The following is a 23,626-nucleotide window of genomic DNA, read 5'->3' as shown; positions in this document are numbered from 1 at the left end:
AATCTTAAAGGCTGGTCACAGATTTGTTATTTATTTCGGAGCTGCTGCATCCCAATCTGCTTGTGATTTGCTCGCCAGTTCCTCTGGTGTAGCGATTGGGCCAGCTGGTTTGAGCATCTCTGCATGCACACTGGATTCGGCGATATATTGCCCTACGTTCTGTCGGTTAATAAACAGCTGATCCCATGAAAGTTTGAAGTTTTCGAGATATGGCTGGATATCTTTAATAAATTCGCTCGTAATCTGTACATCAGGCTGTGTCGGAAGGAATCCGGCAGCATTGACAAAGTCCGTATAATTATCTTTCTCCGACAACATTTCCAGCCATTTCAATGCATAATCCTTGTTCGGTGATTTATCTACAACCATCCAGGTCATATCGTATTTACCAGCCAAGTCTTTGTTCTTTGCCGCATCGTTGCTGCCCGGAATCGGGAAATAACCAAACTTCAATTCCGGGTTAGCTGCTTGAATCGTCGTTGCATCCCACGTACCATCAGCAATCATCGCCACCTTGCCTGTCGCAAACAAACTTGGCAATGTACCATAGTCAATCCCCATGAAACCAGGCATTGCACTGTTCATCAACGTTTGAGCCTTCTGCAGCACTTCAATCTGTACCGGATCAGTCAGCTTGGTTTGGCCCGTCCACAGACCCTTGATGTAGCTGAGCTGGTCGTCATGTATGGAGGCTTGAAGTCCTTGCACAGCAAGACCAATCGGCCAAACATCTTTACCTGCAAAGCCCAGCGCTTCTACACCATTATCCTTGAACACTTTGATCACGTTTTGCAGTTCATCCCACGTTGTTGGCACCTGCAGATTGTATTTGGCAAAAAGGTCTTTATTGTAGAACAGCCCCGTAAATGCCACTTTACCCATGTTGACACCGTACACTTTGTCGTTGTACGTCATCGCATTTTGCACATCGACCTCGTTATAGTTTTTAATAAAAGTCTGGTCTGACAAGTCACTAATCAGCCCTGCATCAATCCACTGCTTCCACATCGGATCAGCCGCACCCTTGGACCAGTCTTGCGGAGCACCCACAAAGCTGGACTTCAACGGAATAATATCCACATCACCCGTACTGCCCGCGTTCATCCGCGTCTGCATCAGCTGATCATACGTAGCATCCGCCGGAACAGTTGTATACTCCACCTTCACATCGGGGTATTTCTCTTCGAATTTGGCATTGAACTGCTTGATGTAATTGTTGATATTTTCTTGCTGCCAGTGAATGATCTTTAACGTCACTTTTTTGCCGTTATCTGTAGACGCCTTCCCATCCGAATCCGTAGAATTGCTGTTGCAGGCTGCAAGCACAAACAATAAAACGGTTACAAGTGAAATCATTAACATTTTTCTTTTCATACGACTTTCCCCCAACCATACAAGATTGAATTACAAATTCATGATTACAATAATTTTTCGAATTTACGAAATCAGTTTCGTCAAATACACCCTCATTATGACTTCGCCAGATAAATTTGTAAATAGTTTATTTACTTTTTTTCAATTTATTAGAGTAAACCCGCGCCAAATCAGGGATTTAAGGACTCCACAGTCGGTGTTGACAAAACTCGTTTTACGAAATACATAAATATCCAGAAGGATATATGGTTCAAACTTCTCTCTTTCTTATCTGAAAAAGAATGCTAGATATCTTAACAAAGATTATGAATTTACTAAAACACCATTTTATTTTCGCAGTTTTGAGAATTGAATGTATAAAACAGCTCTATACATAGCATAATTCATCTCAGCAGTCCCTTTACTTCATTGACTCTCTGGAGGTTGTGACATAGAATGTTGGCAGGAATGCGTAAAGAGGCACAGCCACAATCTACGAAACTAGTTTAGAATTTGAGGGATGATATGAATATTAAAACGATAGCTCGTTTAGCCGGCGTGTCTGTTGCAACGGTATCCAAAATCATTAACAACTACCCTGATATTGGCGATGAGACACGCCAGCGTGTGCTCAAAATTATGGAGGAAACCGGCTACCGCCCCTCCTCTTCCGCCAAAACACTTGCGACTAAGAAATCTCATCTTGTGGGTGTGGTTTTTGCAGGGAAACTGAATGTGGATTTCAGTCACCCGTTCTTTGTAGAGGTCATTAATGCCTTTAAGAAACAAATCGGGCTGTTAGGATACGATCTGCTCTTCTTTTCCAATGAAAAGTTTCTCGAGCAGGGTGAGGACTATTTGGCGAGATCCAAATATTTTCAAGTGGATGGCTGCATTATTATTGCGGGTGACGAGGTGGAGAGCAGTGTATCCGACCTTGATGCCAGCCCGATTCCATGTATCGGAATTGATATTGAGCTGACCGGACAAAACTCCTGTTACATCATGTCCGATAACGAAAAAATATCGACCAAAGTGGTGGAGCAGTTCTATATGAACGGGTATCGGGATCTTGGATTTATCGGACTCCAGCGTGCCTCCATTGTGATGCAGCAGCGGGAACAAGCCTTTAAACAATCACTAAAGCAGTTTAGTCTCGAAGAGCGGCCTGAATGGCTTGTGTACAGTAAGGATTATGCCGCTACAGATGGTTACGAGGCAGCCAAAAAGCTATTATCGGCCGAGGTATTGCCACGTGCTGTATTCGCAGCGACTGACCTGCTTGCCTTTGGTGCTATTCGTGCCTTTAAGGAGGCGGGTCTGCGTATACCAGAGGACATCGCGGTGGCTGGATGTGATGACATTGAAGCTTGCCGTTACAGTGATCCGCCGCTAACCACCGTAAAACAGGACACAGACAAAATCGGACGGCTGGCCGCCATGATCCTGTTCGATCTGATGAACAAACAGATGGATAATCGCTGCATTAAAGTAGAACCCGAGCTTGTGCTTCGTCACTCTTGCGGCACCTTGCCCACAGGTCAGTAAATGTTTGTATGCAGGGCGTGCTGTGCTTGAGGTTGCTCGGTAAGTGAGTTAGGGAGTAAGTGAAGGAGTTAGTGAGCGGTAGAGTGATTGTTGATTGAATGGATAGATAAGTGAGTGTATGGGATGAGTGGATGGGTTCGTGGATGGGTTCGTGGATGGTGTGTGGATGGGTGTGTGGATGGATGATCGGCTGGCTACAGGGCTCCCTCTAAGTGCACAATAACGGTGAGTTGGAGGAGAGAGCCTGGGTTACGCGTCGGGCGACTGGATGGAGGACCTTGAATTAAACGCCGAAAGTAGATAAATAAATGGATAGCTCAATATAACATAAGTTGAGCCGTGCGAAGTCCTAACGATCCCCAGAAAGCTTATTTGCCTGATTTAGGCTTCACGAAAATTCTAACGATTCCCAGCGACGCTATTTCTCCCAAAATGCATAATTCAGGGTGATTTTCGGGCAAAAAGACGATAATAGCGTTTCTCAGAATCGTTGCTGCTATGAACATTTTTGTCAAGCCCAGCATAAATGCTGCGATTTCCTCGAAGCCCTAAGCGCGGGGGTCCATATGCGAGCGACGGTTGGCACGCTGCTATCCGTGGGTTGGTTACCACATGTTATGCCTTCGTCAAGGAGAGCTTGGACAAGCTAGAAACGCACGTCAAGCTGATACACAACCTGGTGCAAACGATTCTCGTGGATTCTCTCCCGAACCTTTTCATGAACCACCGGGCCTAAGGCTCCGGGTTTTACCCTTTTCCCCTTGTGACGATCGTCTCCAACGTATGCAAAAACGACTTACTGTGCGTTCGGCTGTTCCACGGTTCGTGCAACCGCCCAGATAAAGCCCATCAGTTCTCGTGCTACGGCAGCAATCGCCACATTGGGGTGCTTGTGTTTACCAAAAATCAGACGGCGGTACTTGGTATGAAGCCTGTTCTGCGCTTTCCATGAAATGAGTTGTACATCCGCGGACACACCTTCTAAACGGAGAGCCAGGTCCCCTTTAATCGCAGGTCGGTGACGGTAGCTCCAGGACGATTCAATCAAGGTCCGACGCAGGCGACCGTTTCCCGTTTTGGTGAGACTGCCCCGTTTGGTGCTGGCTCCCGACGAATGCTCACGGGGAACCAGACCTAAATAAGCCATGAGTTTCGCTGGGGAAGAAAACCGAGCAAACGAACCGATTTCGGAAACCAGGGTAACCGCCGTTAGAAAACCAATGCCGCGAAGAGATTGCAGGATACGAATCATTTCCGCTTTGGGATGAGTGGCCGCTTCGTCAATTAACGCTTGGTCGAGCCGGCCAATCCGCTCCTCCACCTCACGTAACGTATGAAGATATTCCGTAAATGCCGTTTGCATGGAGGATTGTGGAAAAGTGACTTGGCTCAGCCACACCCTGTACTTTTTCGTCCAGGTCCGCTTGATGTGCTCCGGCCGGTGGATCTGGTGGCGTAGCAAAAACTTGAGAACACGCTGACGGGCCCGATGAGCATCCTCTTTCGCGGCTTCACGTGCACGAACCAACTCACGAAGAGCTTCATCCTCCCGAGCAGGCACATAAATCGGAGTTAGTTCACCCGCACGGAACAAACGCGCCAATTGTTCTGCATCTCGGCGGTCGGTTTTCACGCGATCTCCAGCACGTTTGGGGATAAGAGAAGGCGCGATGACCACACAATGTGCGCCCATGGATTCAATCCAGCGGTGAGTTTCGTACCCTGTCGGCCCTGCCTCATAACAAAAGGATAGGGAACTTGCGGGTCCGAGCCCTTTAATGAGTTTACGTAGAGCGGCAGGTGTATGAGCGATGGTTCCGTAATACCGAGATTTGGCTTGGCCTTCGTCTGCAATGGCAACCGAAATTTTTTCTTTGGACACATCTAAACCGATGAATTTTGTGGTAAACTTCATAGTAATAGCTCTCCTTTGCTGTGTAGCTCTGAAATGGTGGTTTTGTCACTTTCCATTTTAACCTACGAGTGCAGCAATATGGAGGGCTATCCTTGGTTTATGTTCATCATAGCTAGCTTCTGAAATGACCTGAAATGAGCCAAATAGCGTCGCCTCAGATCGTTAGCGATATTTTACGCCAGCCAGAACAGTAACCAATAACAGCACACCCAGCCAAAAATCCCAAAAAGACGAAGCAGGATTGTCCCGCTTCGTCTCTTTGGATTTTAGCTTTCTGATTTATTGATACTCAAAGACATGTGACCACAAAGAGCGTGGGTGCATCCTCAAACATTACTATGAGGTCAGTTGGAATCACATGAAATTGCAGAGAATCAATTCTGGAGAATCAATTCCAGAGAATAACTCCTGAACTTCAATTGTCCCTCGCCTGCTCTTATCCTGTATCCAATGCCGAACGTGCCCCTCAGGCCGACTATTTGGAAGCTGCAGGTGGCAGCGGTGTCTCATGCTGCCGCTCAAGCCAACCGGGGCGGTCCAGCTCAATGAGCCGGCGGTAACGCTCTTCCCGAGCCAGCAGCTGTTCGTGAGAACCCTGCATGACGATTTTTCCATTTTCCACAAATACAATTTCGTCCATCTTCTCTGCCCCAATCAGGTGGTGGGTAACCCAGATTAACGTTTTGCCTTGCAGGCTGTCCAGCATCGTACGCATCAGTTCGCGTTCTGTCACAGGGTCCAGCCCCACGGTCGGTTCGTCAAAAATAACAACCGGTGTCTTCCGTAGCAGCACACGGGCCAGTGCAATCCGCTGACGCTCTCCGCCAGAGAAGCGCAGTCCTGTCTCCAGCATCGGGGTATGATATGCCTGCGGTAACGATTCGATCAGACCAGCCAGGCCAACCTGTGCAGCCACCTGCCGAATCTCCTCATCTGTTGCATCCGGCCTTCCAATCCGCAGATTGTTCGCAACAGTGGTGTCGAAGAGATGCGGACTTTGATTCAGCACCGCTACAACCTCGGTTACACTCTCGCCCAGCATCTCGACAGGCAGATCATTAATCAATACTTGTCCTGATGACGGAGACAACGCACCCTGGATCAGCTTCAGCAGGGTTGATTTGCCGCCACCGCTGCGACCCAGGATTGCCAGCCGTTTGCCCTGAGGCAGATGCAGGGAGATGTCCTGAAGAGCATATTCCCCTTCTGGGGCATACCGATAGCTCACCTGCTCAATGGCAATATCCGCACGAAGTTTGGGCGGGATTCGCAGCCGAATTCGTCCGTCCGCAGCAGTACTGCTGTCATCCCTGTACCCACGGATCGAACTGGAACGCTGCTCCGTTTTCAAACCGGATTCCCGAGAATCTTGCCGCTGCTCCTTATACTGCTCGTTATAACCTCCACTATCCTTGCTTCGATCCTGGTTTCTGTTTTTGTCTGTATACTTGATTCTATTATCTCTATCTTTTTTTCCAACCGTATCCGTACCCGTTCCCTCTTGTCCTTCCAGCTTGTTCAACCGCTCCAATGATTCACGGTAATCCGGCACATGCCCGAGCGCATCACCTACAGGCAGCAGAGATTCCGTTAGCGGAAACAGCACCAGTACGAAGGCAGCAATCATGACCGCAGGCAGCTGGGCAGCAGAGGCTGCATGCCCTGCCCACAAGGTTACCGAAACCACCATCAGCCCGATGACAAACTGTGCAATGAAATCACGCCACCGATTCCAGCGCCGCAATCTGCGGCGAATCTGTTCGGCTTGCTCCTCATCCTCTTCCTGCCACTGTATAAACGCCGCCGCTCTGCCACTGGCAATCCAGTCTCCAAGCCCAAGTACACCGTCGGTGAGACGTGTGTACAGCTTGCTGTTTTCTCTTTTCAGCTGCACACGCCATCTCCAGGTTAATCTCAAGGATATTGCAGGCAATACCGCCGCGATAACTAACATATACAGCGCCATGCATACGGCAAACATCGGATCAACACTACCAAAAGCAAGCACAGCCGCACCATAGATTACAAGCGCAGTCACCGCCGGAAATACGGTGCGCAGATAAATATCCTGCAGACGCTCCACATCATCGGCAAGTGCGCCAAGCACATCACCGGTCTGCATGCGTGAGCGCAGGAACAAGGCCTGCGGTTCCAAAATGCGGTACAGCTTCACCCGCTGATCCGCAAGTACACGCAGGACAGCATCATGCCCCGCCAGCCGTTCGGCATAGCGGAACACTGCCCGGAAAATCCCAAAGGCACGTACGCCTACAATAGGAACGTATACCATCAGTATGTTTTCAGGACGCAGCGCAGACTTCGAGATCAGATATCCAGAGGTGAACAGCAGCATCACCGCACAGAGTGCCGCGCATGTGCCCAGTGCAATTGCACCTATAAATCTCCAGCGGTACTGTGCTGTGTATGGAGCGATCCAGCTGTTTGTTGGTTGCTCACTCTGTTCTGTCTCCACTCTTGAATATCCGGATTTCATCTCATATCGCCTCCATCTGCGCCTGAATCATGTGATAATATGCCCCGCGTCTTGCCAGCAGTTCCTGATGTGTGCCCATCTCTGCCACTGTGCCGCCCTCCATGACGATAATGCGATCCATATGCGGCATCCAGTGCAGACGATGTGTCGCCAGAAAAACAAGCTTGCCTTCAAACAGCGGCAGCATGGTCTGCTTCAGCTCATATTCGGTCTCCACGTCCAGATGAGCTGTAGGTTCGTCAAGCAGGAGCACGCTGCGTTCACTGAGCAAAGCTCTTGCCAGCGCAACACGCTGCTCCTGGCCGCCGCTGAGCTGTCTGCCCCCCGCACCAATCTCTTCATGCAGACCGCCTGGCAGCGATGATAACAGCTTCGTCAGCCCTGCTGCCTGAGCAGCCTGAGCTACCTCGGCATCGGATGCATCCGGCAAGTAGAAACGAATGTTATCTGCAATGGAGCCGCTGAATATATAAGGATGCTGCGGAATAGCCGCCGTCTGGCTTCGCCAGGCCTTGAGAAGTTCCGGGGTAAGGTGCCGACCATTAACCAGCACTTGCCCGCTTGTTGGAATCTGGAAACCTGCGAGCACATCCATCAATGTTGATTTTCCGGCTCCGCTGGCGCCAATGATCCCGATTTTGCCTAGGCCCGCCAGTTGAAATGTCACATCCCGCAGAGAATAAGGTCCCTCGGCTTCATGTTGAACCTGAATATCTGTCAGCGCTAATCGGCTGCACTCTCCCCACGAGGACATCGATGCCGAAGAATCGGCAGAACACAAGGAGACTGGAGATGCACCAAGCACACCATGATCGGAAGAAGTGGCAGACAGCTCCATCTCATGTTTATCCCGATTAAAGACAACACGCAGCCTTGAAGCAGCAGGGGCCTGCGTCTCTAGCATGACTGATGTGCTTGTTGCGTTTAGTTTATCTGATGTTTCTGTTGTGTCTGGTGTGTTTGTTGTTTCTGATTTATCCAATGTACGTGTTGTGGAGGGGGCATGGGGTATGGTTGACGACAGATGATCAGACACTCTATCACCTGCCCCAGCTCTCTCCAGTTCATCTCCATGATGCACTACACCTGCATAGGCTTGCATCTGTCGCTGCTCTGCAGCCTTTCCCCGTTCTATCACTTTATTGATCGCTTCCCCGGCTTCCTTGCCATCCAGTGTCGCATGATAATCCGCACCCAGCATACGAACAGGCAGGAAATATTCCGGCGCCAGAATCAGCACCGTCAGGGCGGGGCCGAGCAGCATATTGCCTTCCGTTAGACGCAGCCCAAGCCCTACAGCTACCGAAGCAACCGACAGCATAGTGAAGAAATCGAGCGCAAACGAGGACAAAAACGCCATGCGAAGGGTAGACATCGTTGCTTTGCGATACCGCTGACTCACCCGCATAATGGAGCCTTCATGCGTCTTGCTTTGCCCGAGTGTCTTGAGCGTTTCCAGCCCGCGAAGCGTATCTACAAAATGATTTGCCAGCGCTTTGTAGGATTTGAACTGTCCGTCTATTTTGCGCTGGGTCGCAAGCCCAATCAGAATCATAAACACAATCAGAATCGGCAGCGTCAGCATCAAAATGATACCGGACATGGTGTCCAGTTTGAACACGAATAACAGAATGATTACAGGTGTAAATCCCGTGCCAAGCATACGCGGTATGAACAGCTCCAGATACGTTTTGTACTGAGCAATCCCCTCACGCGCCAGCGTTACCAGATGTCCTGTGCCTTCGGTTTTGGCGTAACGCGGACCGAGCCGAAACCACTGTTCCGTCATCTGTCTGCGCAGGTCCGTTCCCGTTCTCTCCGCATATCGTGTGGTGACAAGCTGCAGCCAGAATGACAGGGCATAGCGGGCGGCAAAAGCAGCCAGGAACAGCAGCAGCACAGGAACCTGCGATGATACAGGAGAACCTTCAAACAATGCCGTAATGGCCTGTGCCAGCCATTTGGCCTGCATAATAATGGTCATCGCCTGCAGCAGCACCAGTGCAGAGGCCAGCGCGAGTACCGGCCGGATGCCCGGCAGCTTCATCAGCCCGCGTCCCATGTCAGTACTCCAGGTGGTGCTGTTCGTTCAGACGTTTGCGGAAAATATAATAACTCCAGATCTGATACCCAAGCACAAATGGCAGCAGTGTGCAGGCAACAATGGTCATTACTTTTAACGAATAGGCACCGGATGCTGCATTATATACGGTCAGATCAAAAGCCGAACCGAGAGAGCTTACGATGACTCTCGGGAACAGTCCGATAAATACGGATGCAAAGGAGATCGCAATGACTGCACCGGTCATACCGAAAGCCAGGCCTTCACGCTTCTGGCGAATAAAGTACGCAGCAAGTGCGAATGCAACCGCACCAAGCACCACCATAATCCAGAGCGCCCAGCCGCGAACAGCAAACACATCGGTCATCAAATAGGTTAATACCGCATACAGGACCAGAACTACAGCCAGCGGAATCATTAACTTCTGTGCGAGATGCAGTGCCCGCTCTCTAAGCTCGCCCACAGTACGCAGGGAAGCAAATAACAGCCCGTGAACCAGGCACAGCAGCGTCACACTCAAGCCGCCTACGACGCTGTAAGGATTGACAATATCCAGGAATCCGGCATGCATCTGCATCTGCTCATCAATTGGCAGACCTTTCATCATGGTTGCAAAAACCACTCCGAACAGGAATGGCAGCAGCGCGCTGGCCACCAGAATGATGATGTCCCATGTTTTGCGCCAGCGCTGCTGTTTCATTTTACTGCGGAATTCGAAGGCAACCCCGCGCCCGATGAGCAGCAGCAGCACAACAACAAGCGGCAGATAGAACCCGCTGAACAGCGTTGCGTACCAATGCGGGAAAGCCGCAAACATCGCCCCACCCGCGGTCAGCAGCCAAACCTCATTGCCGTCCCAGAATGGACCAATGGAGTTGATCAGCGTACGGCGTTCACGATCAGTTCGGGCAATCAGTCCGGTAGACATGCCTACGCCGAAGTCGAAACCTTCAAGAAAGAAAAATCCGATAAACAACACGGCAATCAGTACAAACCACAGCTCACTTAGTAACAACGGAATACCCCCCATCCATGCCAAACGGATCGGCCGACTCATCATGCTCTTCCGACTTATCAACGGCATACGGTCCTGCTTTGATTTTGCGTACAAACAGATACACCATCACGGCCCCAAGAACGCTATACGCCGCTGTGAAGGCAATCGTAGAGAACAAGATCATACCTGCGGATACGTTAGGTGATACGCCAGCTTCGGTCGTCATAAATCCAAATACCGTCCATGGCTGTCTGCCGACCTCCGTCATAATCCAGCCTGCTGTATTGGCGATAAACGGCAATGAGATAGCAAATACCATTAAACGCATAAACCATGGTTTAGCTGCTTCCAGCTTTTTGCGCCAAGCCAGATACGTTCCATACATCGCCAGCAGAATCATCAATCCACCCGCAGCAATCATGACACGGAAGCTCCAGAACGTTGTACGTACAGGTGGAATATAATCTCCCGGTCCATACGTCTGCTGATACTCGGCATTCAGTTCTTTCATGCCTTTGACACTGCCCGAGAATTTGCTGTAGGACAGGTAGCTGAGCAGTCCAGGGATTTTGATCTCCCCTGAATTTTCTTGATTCTTCGTATCAATGGAGGCAATAACCGTCCATGGTGCCGGGTCCTCCGTTGTTGTCCATGTGCCTTCACTTGCAGCCATCTTCATCGGCTGTGTTTCCACCAGATACTGTGCCTGGAAGTGCCCTGAGAAAGCCACACCCAGCGAGGAAACGAGACCGATAATAATTGCAATATTGAAGGATCTGCGGAACACTTCCACATCTTGTTTTTTCATCAGCTTGTAGGCGCTAATACCCGTTACCACAAAGGCTCCTGTCATGAGAGCACCGAAAATCGTGTGCGGGAATTCAACGAGAAGCTGACCATTCGTAATTAATGCAAAGAAGTCATTCATCTCGGCCCGGCCATTATTCAGCGTGAAGCCGACGGGATGCTGCATAAACGAGTTGGCTGCGAGAATCCACAGCGCCGACAGGAATGTACCGGTGAATACAAGCCAGATACAAGCCAGATGGACTTTTTTGGACAAACGGTCCCAGCCGAATATCCATAAACCGATAAATGTAGATTCCATAAAAAACGCAAGCAGCGCTTCAATCGCCAGTGGCGCACCAAAGACGTCACCGACAAACCGGGAATACTCCGACCAGTTCATGCCAAACTGAAATTCTTGTAAAATACCGGTGACTACACCGACGGCAAAGTTGATCAGGAACAGCTTACCCCAGAACTTGGCCATCGTTTTGTAGATTTCCTTCCCCTTGGCAACATACAACGTCTCCATAATCGCAACCAGCAGCACAAGGCCGATGGACAGCGGTACGAAGAAAAAGTGGAAAATCGTTGTAAGTGCGTACTGGATACGCGATAGCATAATCGGATCCATACCTTTACCCCTTCTTTCTGTTCGCTTTAGCAAGATACGTAAATGGCGTTGAAGCGTTCATCTTCGCTGTCTGTTCTCCAAATACGTTGATGAACGTATTGTGCCAGATTACGCATAACTCACATGTGAGAATTATCACAATACCCACCTCCCCTGCGAAAAAAAGTGACCTTGGTCACACAATAGATAAAATTAAGCCTATTGTGTAGCGGTTCCTGTCGCTTGATCGACTGTATCTGCTGCATCATTGGGTTTGTCTATCACATGCCTTAATGGTTGTAAATCGTCACTTTAATCGTTGTATGTTGCCAATTCAATCGTTGTATGCCGCCACTTTGTTAGTTTGTGCATCCCACATTAAGGGCTGTACGATGCGAGTATTATTGCAAGATGTTCATGTTTGGAGCGGAATCCCCATATGTTAGTGTCAGGCAGTTCACACGCATGCGGTATGCTAAAGCACTTTACATAGAAAATAAGCCTTCTAAATAAAGCGAGGTGAATGAAAGTTGGAACGTTCAGAACCGTTAACAACTACAGATTGCTCGTCAAAACCAGGCTCTACTGCTGCACGGAAGCAGGCTGAACAGGAACTGGCAGCAGACACGGCCCAGCCGGTCCAATATGTGCTTTTTCCACGCAAAGGGGGCTGGTCATCATTTCCTTATCCTGACATTGCTGCTTTATTTGCAGCCGAGCAGGGAACGCTCGCCTACGTCAGTAGCCGCAGTGCCGAGCAAGAGCAGCTTCCGGCATCCATTCAGGTCATTCCCCTGTCAGAAGCCGAGAAGCGCTTGCAGGAGCCAAGGACAGTTGCAGTTGTTGCCCATCCTTATTGGCTGATGGCTGTCGCAGCCATGCGGCCAGAAGTATGTATTGCACTCTTGCCAGAGCCGGTTGGAGATGAAGCTGTATCTCCGCTCTGGGAGAGCAGCATTTCGAGGCTGGTCGGTATAGCCGATCTGGTTGGCACCTCTTCTGAAACCCGGTACATGAAGCTGCTCTTTCAAGGCATTCGAGCGGTCTGGCTTGGAGGGGAAGACTCTTCTCCTGCAGGTTACGTCAATCAAGATAGCCAGAGCATTCCGCTGCGTGATTATGAGCTGTTTTTCTTACATGCACTGAGGCAGGTTCTGGGCGGCATACCAGACAGCATCACATCGCTTCAATGCAGGGTGCGAGCCGACTACTACAGAGAGCTTCGATCGAAGGCTGGTGCACATGAGACGATCTCCTTCCTCCTGGCGGCTTACGAATATTTACTGGAGGACAATCATGCAGCCGATTCACTGAAAGAAGCCTTCTCTCATGCAGTGATCAATGGACGGCAGGACTGCATTCAGTCCCATTACCGTTTCCTCTCGGCGATCTATACTAAATCGGGTCAAACCGAGCAGGCTTTGCAGGTATACGGCATCAGTGCCGGGAACGAGCAGGAACGCCACCATTACGAGCAGTTATGCCGCTGGCTTGAAGCGGGAGAAGAGCAGCTCGTTCAAGCGGAGCTGCTCCGCATCAACGATGACTACGGCAGTGCCATGCGTATTCTGGATGAGCTTGGCGGGGAAACAGCGAGACACTGGAAGTTTCGCATCTATCAGGAAACAGAGCGTGTAGAGGACGCCCTGGCATTGGTTCATGCCAGCGACATTCAGGACGGAGCCAGTCGTCGCGAATATCGGCAATTATCAGGGACAGCAATGGCCCTTCGGGGTGAACGTCACGGGGCGGTGAGGCTGTTTCTGGAAACAGCTGTAGAAAATGAAGATGCTTTGGCTCGAATCCTGGAACTGGAGCTGCTGGATCAAGCCGTGCAGCAGCTGCTTGGGGAGGTGCCTTAATGATGGACCCGAAAAAACGCAGAACCATTGGGAACAGGCCGCAGGTCGAGCCTCCTGATTCAGAAGTCCAGGGCTCGTCAAGTCAGGGCACCCACCAGGTTCATCGCGTTGTGAACTCACGAATCGAAGAAGAACCGTATTCTCTGTCATTGCAGGACAGGGAGACGGATGCTTTTACACAATCGTATGCTGTCCGAAGGGTACGTAAGAGTCAAAACAACAAGCTGACGGCTATGCTGCAGGTCCGCAACGAACAGGGTCGTTATCTGGAGGAAGTGCTGCATGATCTGAGTGAATTTGTGGATGAGATTGTCATTGTTGATGATGCCAGCACAGACGGAACACCGGACATATGCAGTGCCTTTCCCAAGGTGGTCAGGCTGGAGGTGCTGGAGAAGCCACTCTTTGCGGAGGAATGGCGTCTGCGTAATGCACTATGGCAAGCAGCCGTCAGTACAGACCCGGACTGGTTGCTCTCGGTTGACGCCGATGAACTTTACAGCAGTGAAGCCAAAAGAGCTATACGAAAGCTTATTAATCAGGACTACGCAGACTGGTTTGCCTTCCGCTTCTACGATATGTGGGGCGGTCGAACCCACTATCGCGAGGATGAGCTCTGGTCCATGCACAAACGGCATACAGCTACCCTTGTCCGTTACATGCCCGGTTATTCCTACTTTTACCCGCAGCAGAACCACCACGTCCCCAGACTGCCCTTATCCTGTACGGTGCTCCCGGGCGTGCATACCGAGCTGAAGGTACAGCATCTCGGCTGGGCTGGCAGTCTGGAGGACAGGGTTCGCAAATATTTGCGCTACAAACGTATTGATCCACACGGGGAGTGGGGAAATCTGGCACAGTACGAGTCCATTCTGGACCCTGAACCAAGGCTTCTCCCATGGAAGGAGGAACCGTAATATGGGCATAATCAGCATACTCACCCACAGCTTCACCGATGGTTATAATCGGGAGTTCAGCCGGGTTTTCGGCGGCGGGCTGGAGCGTTACATTCTTGATCTGTGCAGTGTCATCCGGGGACTGGGTCACATTCCCGAGGTGCATCAGTTGTCCTATTTCGAAGCGTTCCAGACGAGAACCGAGCAGATTGATGTCTATGGCTACGATTATGACATGAACAATGTGCCTGAAGCCTTTGACCGGATGGCCGCTGCGGCTCGCGGGCCGATCATCTACGCAAGCTGTCTTTGGCAGCCCATCCACTACAAACCGGGCAGCCTTGGGATATGTCACGGCATTAACTGGGATCGTCCCGGGCTGCCACTGGATACGAAACGTCAGGTTGCCGAGCATATTCAGCTGGCGCTGGATGGACTGGTACGCATCGTATCCGTAGATTCCCATTTTCAAACCTTCTGCCGGGCAGCCTGCACTTACGCCGATTCAGAACAAATTATGCTGATTCCCAATGCGGTTGATACCTCTTACTTCATTCCCGCTCCACCCAGAAGGACGCTTGCACAGCAGCATGAGCAAGCATGGCTGGAGGCCTGGAAGCAAGACACCGCTCTGCAAACCGAAAGTGCAGACCTGATCATTCCGGCATCCGAAGATGCAGCTGGAGACAGTCATGCTGAAACTGAGAGCAGTAATTTGCAGGAGAACGCGCCTGTTAATGATCAGCATGCGATTCGAATCGGCGATTCCAATGCTCACTTTTCCGATAAAGAAGAAGCTGCCGGGTTAACCGTCCACCCGGATCTTGAATACACAGATGATAAGCCCTCTGCTTCTCGTGCCATCCGTATTTTGTATCCACGCCGCATCAGCAGCGAGCGCGGTATCATTCCGATGATGCTGGCAGCAGATAAGCTGCTGGGGGCGTTTCCCAATGTGGAGATTGAATTTGCTGGAGAACTGGTGGAGGGCAGCACCGTGGGCAGAGCCTTCCGCTACTGGCAGCGCACACATCCGCATACAGCGCGAATCCGTCAGCATACGTATGATTTCAGAGACATCCGTGACGCGTATCATCAGGCAGATATTGCTGTGATTCCTACGTTATTCTCGGAGGGAACCTCCTACGCTTGTCTTGAAGCAATGAGCTGCGGACTGCCGGTAATCGCTTCCAATGTAGGCGGGCTCAATGATCTGATTCAGGACGGTTTCAACGGATTGCTCATACCTCCAGGGGAACAGGCATTAACCGCTGCGCTCATTCGGCTTGTTCAGGATCGCGCTGAGCGAGAACGGCTCGGTATCTATGCACGTGAAACGGCACTCTCCTACGATCTGTCCATATGGAAAAGCCGATGGAGCAGGGTGCTGGAAGCTTTTTTAACGGAAACAGGAATCAAGGAGGGGATTCGGACATGATGGACATACCACTCACAACGGAAATGATGGAATCAAGGTACATTCGGCAAAATGACCCGAAGACGGATACGCTGATTTTCCCGCTTCATCCCGCATGGTGGAGCCGTCCTTACGAATATGAATGGGCACGACAGTTTGCAAGGCCAAACGATGTGGTGCTGGATGCAGCCTGCGGCATATCCCACCCGTTCAAATTCTGGCTCACCGACCACTGCCGTGAGGTTCACGCATGTGACTGGGATGAGCGCATTATGTCAGAAGAGGCGATTCTGCTGGATATTAAGGCTGATTTTGGAGAAGAGGCGGCCCGGAGACTGCCAAGTACCTATCTCTCCAGGCTTCACCGCGCTCAGGCCAATCTGGCTCAGCTTCCGTATGCCGCGGGGCAGTTCGATCGTGTCTTCTGCATCTCTGTACTGGAACATCTGGATACGGGCACGATGCTGCGGGCATTTCGTGAATTCGCACGGGTGCTCAAGCCGGACGGGCAATTAATTGCGACCTTCGATGTGCCTGAGATGCGTCCCGATCTGCTGGAGACCATTATGGCTGTCACCGGACTGACCATTGAGGATAAGCTGAATGTGGAGGAACCGGACGATGCCATCTCCTCCGATATGTACGGTACCCCTATTCGCTGCTTTCGGGCTGTGATTTGCAAAACGGACAACATATAGCTGGTCGGGATAAATATGAAAAAGGGAGCAGGTAGACAGTGTATTACATCAGAAACAGGTTGAATGAGCAGGGGGAATCAGTAGCAATAAAGGGACTGCCGGGATACCCCCGGCTTTTTTATGCTGTATGGGGGAGGTGTCCGGCGGGATGGATACGCCGGACTACAGGTATACCAGCAGCAAGTTGCACTGCTGCCGGTAAGTCGGGGCTTGGGCTGCGCCGGGAGCCGTCAGGCGCAGCAGGGTCTGCAGGCCCGGTGGAAGGAACTTCACCGGGCGGCCTTGGGCGGCAGCAGGCCGGGCTGTGATTTGGGCCGCGTACTCGGCCCAATCACGTGCCAGGCTTTGCCGCCCGGCGAGCTGCGCGAGCGTGCCCGCCAGAAGCGCATGCGCCACGGGCGCGAGGGCGGGCACCTCGTCCGCGAGGAGCTGCTGCGCGCTGCCCGGTGGGCCGCATAGCGCAAGCAGCCCTTCGCGGACGTGCGCGGGCGCGCGCAGCAGGCCGCAGCGGGCCGCAGGCGGCAGCGCTGCGAGCAGCGCCAGCGCGCCGCCTGGCGGCTGGGCCTGCAGCAGGCGCAGCCATGCGGGCCAGGCGCCTACGGCGGCGAGCGCCTGCGCAGGCGCAAGCAGCGCAGGCGTGCCGAGCGCTGCGGGCTGCGAGCCCATGCGCGGCGTGGCGCCGGGCGGCTGCAGCTGCGGCAGCTCCGGCCCTCGCGCCGAGGCCGCTGGGTCGCGCACAGCGGCCCTGGCCGTGCCCGCACGCTGCCCCGCGGCCAGCCTCGCGCGTTGCAGCAGCGCATCCGCCGCCTGTGCCGCCTCGGGCACCGCAGCGCACATCGCCCTGCCCGGCCGCTTGTGGCCGAGCGCCCACAGCGCCAGCGCCGCCTCTGGCCCGTGCTGCGCATGCGCGGCCCAAGGCCGCAGGGCCGCGCATGCACCCGCGTCCTCGCCCAGCTGCGCCAGCGCAAGCCCGCGGGCAAGCGGCTGAGCCTGCAGCGCCGGGGCGAGAGCCGCTGCATGGCGCAGCAGCCACACCGGCCGATGCGCAGCCAGCGCGGTCGCAACCAACGCTTGCCATGCTGCCGGCGGCAAGCACACCCCCTCGGCTGCGCGGGCAATGGCCTGCGGCCGTCCCGTCGCTGCACCGAGCAGCAGCAGCCGCTGCCATGCAGCCACATTACCCGGCTGCAGGCCTAGAGCGGCTGTATAAGCTGCTTCCGCTTCATTCCAGCGACCGGTCTGCTCATAGGCCATGCCCTCCAGCGTTAACGCACGATATGTGCCCGCACCAGACACCGAGGTATATCGCCCCGCTGCCGATGCGGCTGATTTTGCTTGCTTTAACCAGCCCAGAGCGTTGTCTGCCCGCGCATGATCCAGTTCCAGCACAGCGCCAAGCTCGAGCAGATCAGGGAAATCCCCGTATAAGGGTGCCCATGTCTCCACGACGGCCAGCGCTCTGCCATAGTGCCCCAGCTCTCTCCAGGCATACGCCGTTTTCAACACCACATCCGAGTGATATCCACACTCCGGCAGAAGCTGGGCCAGCAGCGGCAGAAAAAGACGAATCGCTTCCTCATACCTCGCCTGCTGAAACCATTCTGCTGCCAGAGCATACAGCATTTCCTCCCGATCCGGCGTTTGTTGTAAAGCCAGTCGGATCAGCTGCATATTGCGCTCGTTTTTGCCCTTGGCAGCGATAACATCATCCAGATAACCATAATGAACAACCTCTATGTCCGAGTGACCTATCCCGCCCGGTATAATTGCCTGAATCGAAGAAGCTGCTTCCTCATGGATGCGTCCACGAAAAGCAATCCGGGGATCGTTGCGGAACAAACGACATACCTCATCCGTCACACGCTCTTCACCCATCGTACCCAGCAAACTGGTTACCTTGATCCAGTAGCCCCAGACCTCCTGACTCCCGGCCTCCAGCCATTCCAGCAGTTCAGTTTTCGTGCACTCCATCTGTGTCCACACTTCATCCGCATCCAGCACCAGAATCCACGAATAACTCGCAGCAGCAAGTGAGAGATTGCGTGCTTCGCTGAAATCGCCGTTCCATTCCATGTCTATGATTTCAGCACGATATCGTCTGGCAATGGCCTGCGAATCATCTGTCGAGCCTGTATCTACGACAACAATTTCATCTACCTTATCACTTATCGAGCGCAGACAACGGTCCAGACACTTGCCCTCATCCTTTACAATCATGCACAAGCTGATGCCGTTCTTCACCCGCACTCTGCCCTCCTTCCAGCCGCAACCCCGTGCTGCATTCAGACTGATACTGTATTCGGCATCATTCTATTTACCGCTCTATTGCCACGCCCCTTAGAGTACACACCTTGCATCATGCTTTTTCATCCATCAAAACCGCCCAGACCAGCTCAGTCCTCATCCTCCGTCTACTCAGGGCTTCCGTGCTTTTCTTATCCCTCAAACCCGTCTGCTCCCGGCAGCTCCAGCCGAATATGCTGAACGACAGGCCAGTACGGATGACGCTGCCTTTTACCTGCACCCGCTTGTGCTGTGTCAGACATGAGCTGCGCCAGATGATAATCCGCTGCACTGATCAGCCCTTTCAAGATACAATTCGTGCCAAGCAAGGTATCCGATGCTCCCGGAAAAGGCAATCGTGCACCGGCATTTTTCACATCTGCTTTCTCATGCACCTCACCATTCCCTCGGCACTCTTCTTCAGTCCCGGCATCCCGTTCCTTAGCCAAGGATTCTTCCGATCCAGTTCTCATGGTAGAATCTGCTTCAATTAGCACCTGCTGCCCCCGTTGAATCAGTTCATGCAGCTCCTGCCGTCTTCCAGACCTTGCGCATCCTTCCAGCAAAAGTCCAAACGCTTGCCAGCCCTCGTACAACCCGGCATGCTCTTTCTCGGACGTGATATGTTCACCTGCATTCTCCTTAGGTCCCTCGTTTCCTTTTGCTGCCGACTTCCACCAGCCTGAAAGCCCTGACTCTTCTTCGGTTAAAACGTCTTTACCCCCGCCTGCCTGTGAGCCTTGCCTTAGCCAAAGCGTAAAGGAATCCTGTCCCTCATTCTGCTGCCCCTTCTTATGTTCCTGCCCCTCCCTTCCTTGCCTCTCTTTCCCATCTCTCCTACCTTCCTTATCCTCTCTCCCGCCCTTTCCTTCTTCTTCCAGACACTGCAGCCGTTCGAGCCAGCGGGAAGCCAGGGAGGCAAATAAACCTTTTTTTCGCTTCACCGTTTCGAGCTTCAAACGCGCTTTTGTCCAGTCTCCTCGCTGCACATGCAGGAAAGCCTCGGCTACAGACCGCCTCTCCCGCGGCTCTCCAGAAGTTACAGGAGGCATCTCCCCAAGCAGCTCGAGTGCCGAAGCGTAACAGCCGCTTTGCTCCAGAATGCCCAGCACCTTTGTCAAAGCCTCCTCCGAGTTCATCGCAAAACGTGAAGCAATCAGCGCCGGAATCTGTTCCTCCTGTCCGGATACCCGCATAATTCGAAATATGCGATACAGCGGCGGCAGCAGACTGGCTTTTGCACGCACCGCTTCTACATAAGCATCCACGGCTCCCTCAAGATCGGCCTTTCCTTCCAGTAAACGGCCCAACGTGTACCATGTCTGATAGGTGCCCATGCCTTCTTCTGTATGAAAAATGGCTGGCGGCGGTCCCTGCCGGACTGCCTCACGAAGCGAAAGCTCAGCTGTATCTGTATCCCCCAAAGCGTCCGCACAGATCGCACGATGATGCATCAGGTCCGTGTATTCCGGAAATAGCTGCAACGCCTCATCCACCCGCTCCATCGCTTCCGGCCAGCGGTGAAGATGCTCCAGACAACGAACCTCATATTTGAACAGCAGATGTGCATAGCTGGTTACCGCCGGATCAATCATCTCCCGCGCTGTACCAAACGATTCAAGCGCCTGCTCCGCTTGACCTGTACGCAAATACTCCACTCCGAGATTATAGTGATGAAACGGTTGCTTTGGCTCCTCCATGACCGCCCGCTGCAGCAAACGAACATTACGATTCACCTTGTCTTTACGCTCTACAATCACCGTCTGATACCCGTAATGGTGAATTACCATGTCCGTAACATGAAACGCAGCCTCCGGATTCCGCGCACAGATCGCCGCCGCAATCTGCTCATGAATCCGGCCCGTGAACCGATGCTCAGGGGCGTTGCGGAACAGACGCAGCACCGGATTAACCGTCGCTCCCTGCTGGCCCGAACCCGTATAATTGTGGATGTTTAAAAACAATCCGTCGCATCCGCTGACTCCCGTCCAGCTTCTGATCTGCTCCCGTGCTGCTGTATCCAGCGCCTCGTCCGCATCAAGAAACAGAATCCAGTCGCCAGTGGCCAGCTCCAGGCCAGCATTTCGTGCTGCGGCAAAATCATCGCACCACGCAAATTCAACCACCTTCGCGCCATGCTTGCGCGCTATTGCCGCGCTGCGGTCCGACGAGCCAGTGTCTACTACAATGATTTCGTCAACCGCTCCGCACACACTCTCAAGACAGCGCGGCAGCAGCTCCTCCTCATCCTTAACGATCATACACAGCGATATCCGCTGCGCCTTCTGATGCTGCTGTGTCTGTTGCCGCTCTCCCTGCATGGTGGTTCCTCCTTTCCCTGGCACGATATATCGTCCGCCAAGGCATGCCCTCCGCTGTTCGCAGCTGCTGGACCAGGTTCCTCTGCCGGGCCTCGAGCACCGCAGCTTTCTGGGAACGTTCCCGTTCCTGTCCTATTAATTCAAGAGCAAGCTTCAAATAACAGACTGCCGCCCCGGCCCGAGCCTGAGTGAAGGCCGAATCACGCTCCAATGCCTGTTCGAACAGCGATAATGCCTGCTCAATATATCCTTTGGCATACAGCGTTTCCCCCAGCCAAAAAAGCCCCTCTGCATCCAGCTCCCCTTCCGTCATACATTGAATCAGCATATCGGCAGCCAGCATCGTATATCCGTGCCGAACCAGCAAACCAGCAAAATTCCTAAGAGTGGTCATCTCTGCTCGCTCTTTGGTGAACATCATACCTGCCAGCCGTTCATGCAGCTGCCGGGCAATAACCAACTGACCGTTTTGCACGGCACGGGTTACAACCTGATTTGCTGCCAACTCCGCAGCTTCACTCCAATGCAGCAGCTGCTCATCTGCTGTTTCCGATCCAGGATTACAGGCAGATGGACTGAGCCTGTAATCCAACAACAAACGATCTGCAACCCTCCACATATCCCTTTCCAGTGGGGAAGTTCGTGAGAGAAAGGACGCTGATAAATGCTGTCCGCTCGCCCAACAAGCCAGAGCCCAGTCACTTCTTTCATCAGGTCGCAGTGTTATCTGACGATCCTTTTGGATTTCTGATCCGCTGACCGATAAGTCCGGCATCTGTTCGCTGTCCCGCTGATTTTGTACCCCCCAGCTCTTCTCAGCAAGATGCCATGCATCTGTGATACGGTCAGCGCACAGCAGCCATTGAATAAGATCACCTGCAGGAATACAAATAGGACATGCCTGATCATCGAACAAGAGTAGTGCCTGCTTGTATGCTCCACAAGCGGCGAGAGCATAGACAATTGGAAGAGGACTCGCTTCCTCATTGCGAGTATTCGAAGAACTGTTTATATCTCCAGATTGATTAGACTGCTGCTGTTTCTGGCCTAAACGTTTGAACTGCTCCAGCAGTCTTTCTGCAATATGCTCATCTGAATGCCCCTGCTGCTGCAGCGTTTCCGCTAACCCCGTCCATGCTGGTTGATAAGTGAACAGATGCTCCAATGCCAACATGTATAGACGAATCGCCTCTTCCCCAAACCCCCGCTTTTCGGCAAGCCTTGCCATGGAGGTATAGGCCCGGTAGCTGCCAGATCCCGCTTCGCTGACGTAGAAGGGTTCAAACTCACCGTTGTGATCTTTCATCTGATCATATGGCTTGACACTGCAGGTGCTTGCCCGTGCATAGCATTGATACGCTCGCTCCTCCAGACCTTGCCGTTCCAGAATACCACCATATAACAGATGCAGGTCCGGATATTCAGGATAACGCTGACGTTCAAGGGCAAGCAGTGTATGTGCTTCTTCATAACACTCCAGCGAACCAAGCACTTTAGCCAGATCCTTCACAAGTGTCGGGCGATAAGGAGCCTGCAAATGAGCAAGCCTTAGTGATTCACGGAATGCATTGACCGCCTGCACCAAATCACCCAGCTGGCATCGGGCTACACCCAGATTGTACAGATGAAACGGTTGACCCGGGTGATCCTCCAGTTCCTTCTGAATAAGGCGTAAGTTCCGTTTCGGTTTCTCTCCAGAGGCAATCACGGATACCAGATAACCATCATGCCCCAGACGCAGAGGTGCAAGCGGCTCTATATCAACGAATGTCTCTTCTTCGTTTGCATTAGATGAATCTACAGCTTCGTTAACATCACTTGTATTACTCTTCGGTATCACAGTACAGTTCTGCTCATGATCCTTTGCACGAATCAACTGTTCATGGATACGTCCCGTGAATCGATACCCATGATGTGCACGAAAAAGTCTTACTGGATAGGACATGACCTTGTCCTCCGCCCCTTCACCGAACTGATTTTCTATCGTTATACGCAATCTGGTTATGCTCTTATGGACGTCAGGCAAAAACTCCATTAATTCTTCCAAACCTTCAATCACATACTCGTCAGCATCCAGACAGAGAATCCATTCTGTCGTTGCCAAGGGAAGGCTGATATTTCTGGCTTGAGCAAAATGATCCTCCCAGCGAGCGTGCAGCACCATTGCACCGTAAGCTCTGGCCAGAGCTGCTGTCCGATCGGACGAGCCTGTATCCGTAATGAAGCATTCCAGATTTTTATGCCTCAAGCTGTTCAGACAGCGCGGCAGGTGTTCCTCTTCATTTTGCACAATCATATGAATGCCAAGTAAACGGTTCTGCATCCACAGTCACCTCCAATACGAAAAAAAGGTACATGAGTCCCGTCAAGCGGACTTCATG

14 protein-coding genes are annotated in these 23,626 nt (G+C 52.3%); 5 read left to right on the top strand and 9 right to left on the bottom strand.

Going from position 1 to position 23,626, the window contains the following annotated elements; all coding sequences use genetic code 11:
- Nucleotides 1-30 precede the first annotated feature (30 nt).
- Nucleotides 31-1,374, bottom strand: coding sequence for an ABC transporter substrate-binding protein (locus IEW26_RS23230; protein WP_188594090.1), 1,344 nt, complete (start codon nt 1,372-1,374; stop codon nt 31-33).
- 504 nt (nt 1,375-1,878) lie between these two features.
- Here IEW26_RS23230 and IEW26_RS23225 point away from each other — a divergent pair.
- Nucleotides 1,879-2,901: a LacI family DNA-binding transcriptional regulator gene (locus tag IEW26_RS23225; protein WP_145404627.1), complete on the top strand. Its 1,023-nt coding sequence runs from the start codon at nt 1,879-1,881 to the stop codon at nt 2,899-2,901.
- Nucleotides 2,902-3,697: 796 nt separating this feature from the next.
- On the opposite strand, the gene IEW26_RS23220 is transcribed toward IEW26_RS23225, so the two are convergent.
- From IEW26_RS23220 to IEW26_RS23200, 5 genes are all read right to left on the bottom strand, one after another.
- Nucleotides 3,698-4,816, bottom strand: a complete 1,119-nt coding sequence (locus tag IEW26_RS23220; RefSeq protein WP_188594089.1) for an IS110 family RNA-guided transposase — start codon at nt 4,814-4,816, stop codon at nt 3,698-3,700.
- Nucleotides 4,817-5,291: 475 nt separating this feature from the next.
- The gene (locus IEW26_RS23215; protein WP_188594088.1) at nt 5,292-7,310 is read right to left on the bottom strand and encodes an amino acid ABC transporter ATP-binding/permease protein; all 2,019 of its coding nucleotides are present in this window, start codon (nt 7,308-7,310) and stop codon (nt 5,292-5,294) included.
- Between the two features lies 1 nt (nt 7,311).
- The gene (locus IEW26_RS30435) at nt 7,312-9,372 is read right to left on the bottom strand and encodes an ABC transporter ATP-binding protein/permease (RefSeq protein WP_229729989.1); all 2,061 of its coding nucleotides are present in this window, start codon (nt 9,370-9,372) and stop codon (nt 7,312-7,314) included.
- A gap of 1 nt (nt 9,373) precedes the next feature.
- Nucleotides 9,374-10,402 (bottom strand): cytochrome d ubiquinol oxidase subunit II, encoded by a 1,029-nt coding sequence (gene cydB, locus IEW26_RS23205; RefSeq protein ID WP_188594175.1) that lies wholly within the window; start codon nt 10,400-10,402, stop codon nt 9,374-9,376.
- Nucleotides 10,374-11,789, bottom strand: a complete 1,416-nt coding sequence (locus tag IEW26_RS23200) for a cytochrome ubiquinol oxidase subunit I (RefSeq protein ID WP_111270678.1) — start codon at nt 11,787-11,789, stop codon at nt 10,374-10,376. The genes cydB and IEW26_RS23200 overlap by 29 nt, the downstream gene beginning before the upstream one ends.
- Before the next feature lie 509 nt (nt 11,790-12,298).
- Here IEW26_RS23200 and IEW26_RS23195 point away from each other — a divergent pair.
- From IEW26_RS23195 to IEW26_RS23180, 4 genes are read left to right on the top strand one after another with little or no spacing between them, the layout of a single operon-like run.
- On the top strand, nt 12,299-13,630 hold the full coding sequence (locus IEW26_RS23195) for a hypothetical protein (RefSeq protein WP_188594087.1): 1,332 nt from the start codon (nt 12,299-12,301) through the stop codon (nt 13,628-13,630).
- Nucleotides 13,630-14,547, top strand: a complete 918-nt coding sequence (locus IEW26_RS23190) for a glycosyltransferase (RefSeq protein WP_229729988.1) — start codon at nt 13,630-13,632, stop codon at nt 14,545-14,547. Before IEW26_RS23195 ends, IEW26_RS23190 begins: the two co-directional genes overlap by 1 nt.
- 1 nt (nt 14,548) lies before the next feature.
- Nucleotides 14,549-15,964, top strand: coding sequence for a glycosyltransferase family 4 protein (locus IEW26_RS23185; protein WP_188594086.1), 1,416 nt, complete (start codon nt 14,549-14,551; stop codon nt 15,962-15,964).
- Nucleotides 15,961-16,641, top strand: coding sequence for a class I SAM-dependent methyltransferase (locus tag IEW26_RS23180; RefSeq protein ID WP_188594085.1), 681 nt, complete (start codon nt 15,961-15,963; stop codon nt 16,639-16,641). The genes IEW26_RS23185 and IEW26_RS23180 overlap by 4 nt, the downstream gene beginning before the upstream one ends.
- Before the next feature lie 162 nt (nt 16,642-16,803).
- Here IEW26_RS23180 and IEW26_RS23175 read toward each other — a convergent pair whose 3' ends face one another.
- From IEW26_RS23175 to IEW26_RS23165, 3 genes are all read right to left on the bottom strand, one after another.
- Nucleotides 16,804-18,882, bottom strand: a complete 2,079-nt coding sequence (locus IEW26_RS23175; protein ID WP_188594084.1) for a glycosyltransferase — start codon at nt 18,880-18,882, stop codon at nt 16,804-16,806.
- Between the two features lie 194 nt (nt 18,883-19,076).
- A complete protein-coding gene (locus tag IEW26_RS23170) occupies nt 19,077-21,245 on the bottom strand; it encodes a tetratricopeptide repeat-containing glycosyltransferase family 2 protein (RefSeq protein ID WP_188594083.1) in 2,169 nt (722 codons plus the stop codon).
- Nucleotides 21,175-23,568: a glycosyltransferase gene (locus IEW26_RS23165; protein WP_188594082.1), complete on the bottom strand. Its 2,394-nt coding sequence runs from the start codon at nt 23,566-23,568 to the stop codon at nt 21,175-21,177. The genes IEW26_RS23170 and IEW26_RS23165 overlap by 71 nt, the downstream gene beginning before the upstream one ends.
- Between the last annotated feature and the right edge of the window lie 58 nt (nt 23,569-23,626).

Source organism: Paenibacillus silvae (assembly GCF_014639235.1).
Taxonomy (GTDB): domain Bacteria; phylum Bacillota; class Bacilli; order Paenibacillales; family Paenibacillaceae; genus Paenibacillus; species Paenibacillus silvae.
Note: the sequence above shows the minus strand (reverse complement) of the source record. Positions and strands in the feature narration are given on the sequence as shown.

Excerpts from the sequence above, each read along its gene's own strand:
- IEW26_RS23230 (WP_188594090.1), bottom strand. The coding sequence starts at position 1,374 with ATGAAAAGAAAAATGTTAATGATTTCACTTGTAACCGTTTTATTGTTT.
- IEW26_RS23225 (WP_145404627.1), top strand. The coding sequence starts at position 1,879 with ATGAATATTAAAACGATAGCTCGTTTAGCCGGCGTGTCTGTTGCAACG.
- IEW26_RS23220 (WP_188594089.1), bottom strand. The coding sequence starts at position 4,816 with ATGAAGTTTACCACAAAATTCATCGGTTTAGATGTGTCCAAAGAAAAA.
- IEW26_RS23215 (WP_188594088.1), bottom strand. The coding sequence starts at position 7,310 with ATGAAATCCGGATATTCAAGAGTGGAGACAGAACAGAGTGAGCAACCA.
- IEW26_RS30435 (WP_229729989.1), bottom strand. The coding sequence starts at position 9,372 with ATGGGACGCGGGCTGATGAAGCTGCCGGGCATCCGGCCGGTACTCGCG.
- cydB (WP_188594175.1), bottom strand. The coding sequence starts at position 10,402 with ATGGGGGGTATTCCGTTGTTACTAAGTGAGCTGTGGTTTGTACTGATT.
- IEW26_RS23200 (WP_111270678.1), bottom strand. The coding sequence starts at position 11,789 with ATGGATCCGATTATGCTATCGCGTATCCAGTACGCACTTACAACGATT.
- IEW26_RS23190 (WP_229729988.1), top strand. The coding sequence starts at position 13,630 with ATGATGGACCCGAAAAAACGCAGAACCATTGGGAACAGGCCGCAGGTC.
- IEW26_RS23185 (WP_188594086.1), top strand. The coding sequence starts at position 14,549 with ATGGGCATAATCAGCATACTCACCCACAGCTTCACCGATGGTTATAAT.
- IEW26_RS23180 (WP_188594085.1), top strand. The coding sequence starts at position 15,961 with ATGATGGACATACCACTCACAACGGAAATGATGGAATCAAGGTACATT.
- IEW26_RS23170 (WP_188594083.1), bottom strand. The coding sequence starts at position 21,245 with ATGCAGGGAGAGCGGCAACAGACACAGCAGCATCAGAAGGCGCAGCGG.
- IEW26_RS23165 (WP_188594082.1), bottom strand. The coding sequence starts at position 23,568 with ATGCAGAACCGTTTACTTGGCATTCATATGATTGTGCAAAATGAAGAG.